This window comes from Falsiroseomonas oryzae, from assembly GCF_027856955.1.
In the GTDB taxonomy this organism is placed as follows: domain Bacteria; phylum Pseudomonadota; class Alphaproteobacteria; order Acetobacterales; family Acetobacteraceae; genus Falsiroseomonas; species Falsiroseomonas oryzae.
The window spans coordinates 1-1,794 of record NZ_JAPSMD010000713.1 but is presented as its reverse complement, the minus strand read 5'-3'; the positions used below and the strand labels follow the sequence as shown (position 1 = coordinate 1,794).

The following is a 1,794-nucleotide window of genomic DNA, read 5'->3' as shown; positions in this document are numbered from 1 at the left end:
CGCACCACGCCCGCGGAGACGCCCGCGGCCTCCGCCAGGTCGCTGCCGGACCGGACCTCGCCGGGACCGAGCAGGTCCAGCACGCGCCGCCGTGCCGGGGTCAGCTTCACCTCCTCGCGGATCGCGGCCGGCGCCAGCTGCCAGCCGGCCTTCGCCGCGGGCGGCTCCAGCGCGGCCGGCGCGCTCATCGCCATGCGCAGCACGGCGCCGGGCGGCGTGACCGTGTAGGCGGCGACCCATTCCACGAAGCGCCGCAGGCTCTCGCTCATCGGCGGCGCGTCCAGCACGGCCTGCACGTCCTTCAGCCGCCGGGCGGGCAGGGCCGGATCGCCGGCGCCGTCCCAGACCACGCCGATCGTCTCACGCGGGCCGAGCGGGACCACCACGAAGCTCCCGGCGGGCGCCTCGAGACCTGGCGGCAGCCGATAGTCATAGGTGCCGGCCTCCAGCGGCAGGGGCAGCATCACGCGTATGCGTGGCCCCGGCGCAACGCCGGGCGGTTGGTTCGGTGCCAGCGACTTCCGCCTCCGCTCACGCATCCTGTATGCTCACAACAACCAAATTCGCGAAGGATGTCCCAGGGCGGGACATCGGCCCCGGGGATGATATAGGATGAAATTCTTCGTGGACACCGCCGAGGTGTCCGAGATTCGTGCGCTGGCCGAGGCCGGGCTGGTGGACGGCGTCACGACCAACCCGAGCCTGATCGCCAAGTCCGGCCGCCGGATGGCCGAGGTGATCGCCGAGATCTGCGCGATCACCCCCGGCCCGGTCAGCGCCGAGGTCACGGCGACCGACTTCGAGACGATGCTGGCGGAAGGCCGGTACCTCCGCGGCATCGCGCCCAACGTCGCGGTGAAGGTGCCGCTGACCGAGGCCGGGCTGCGCACCTGCCGCGCCCTGGCGGAGGAGGGGACGCCGGTGAACGTGACCCTCTGCTTCTCCCCCGCCCAGGCGCTGCTGGCAGCCAAGGCCGGCGCGGCCTTCATCTCGCCCTTCGTCGGGCGGCTCGACGACATCTCCACCGATGGCATGGGCTTGATCGCCGACATCGTGCAGATCTACCGCAACTATCCGAACCTGAAGACGGAGGTGCTGGTCGCCTCGGTGCGCCACCCCGTCCACCTGGTCCAGGCCGCGAAGCTCGGCGCGCATGTCGCGACCCTGCCGCCCGCCGTGATTAAGCAGCTGTTAAGGCATCCGCTGACTGATAGCGGCCTCTCGGCTTTCCTGGCCGACTGGAAGAAGACCGGACAAAGCATCCTGTGAAGAACGCGGCCGCACCCATCCTCGACCCGCTGGCCGAGGAGGTTGCGGCCTTCCTCGTTGCGAACCCGGACTTCCTTGCCCGCCGGCCGGAGCTGTATCGCCTCCTCACCCCGCCGCGGCGCGTGCATGGCGAGAACCTCGCCGATCACATGGCGGCGATGGTCGCGGCGGAGCGCGCGCGCCTGCGGGCGCTGGAAGCGGAGATGCAGGCCGCGATCGCCGATGGCCGCGCCGGCGCCGGCCTGGCACTGCGCGTGCGGCTCGCGGTGCTGTCCTTGATGCGCGCGCGCGACGTGCCCGACACGATCTGCCAGGAATGGCCGCCGCTGCTGCGTATCGAAAGCTGCGTCCTGCTGGCCGAGCCGCGGCCGCCCCGCACCCTGCTGAACGGCCGGGCCGAGAGCGCGGTGCCTCGCCACGGTGTGCGCCCGCTGCCGGAAGGCGCCGTGGCGCGCCTGGTCGGGCCGGGCCGCGATGCCCGGGTGCGCGCGGAGGTGACGGACGCCGAGCTGCTGCACGCCGAGG

General features: G+C 72.5%; 3 protein-coding genes. 2 read left to right on the top strand and 1 reads right to left on the bottom strand.

Translation table 11 applies throughout. The annotated features are described in order from the left end of the window. Nucleotides 1-464 (bottom strand): primosomal protein N' family DNA-binding protein (locus OZN99_RS30925; protein ID WP_456299919.1); only part of this gene is annotated, 464 nt, incomplete at its 3' end. Between the two features lie 148 nt (nt 465-612). On the opposite strand from OZN99_RS30925, the gene fsa reads away from it, so the two are divergent. Further along, entirely contained in the window at nt 613-1,269 is a 657-nt protein-coding gene (gene fsa, locus OZN99_RS30920; protein ID WP_270939037.1) for a fructose-6-phosphate aldolase, read from the top strand. After that, a partial coding sequence (locus OZN99_RS30915) for a DUF484 family protein (RefSeq protein ID WP_270939036.1) occupies nt 1,266-1,794 on the top strand: 529 nt, incomplete at its 3' end. The genes fsa and OZN99_RS30915, both read left to right, overlap by 4 nt.

Coding starts and splice junctions, on each gene's coding strand:
- fsa (WP_270939037.1), top strand. CDS start 613: ATGAAATTCTTCGTGGACACCGCCGAGGTGTCCGAGATTCGTGCGCTG.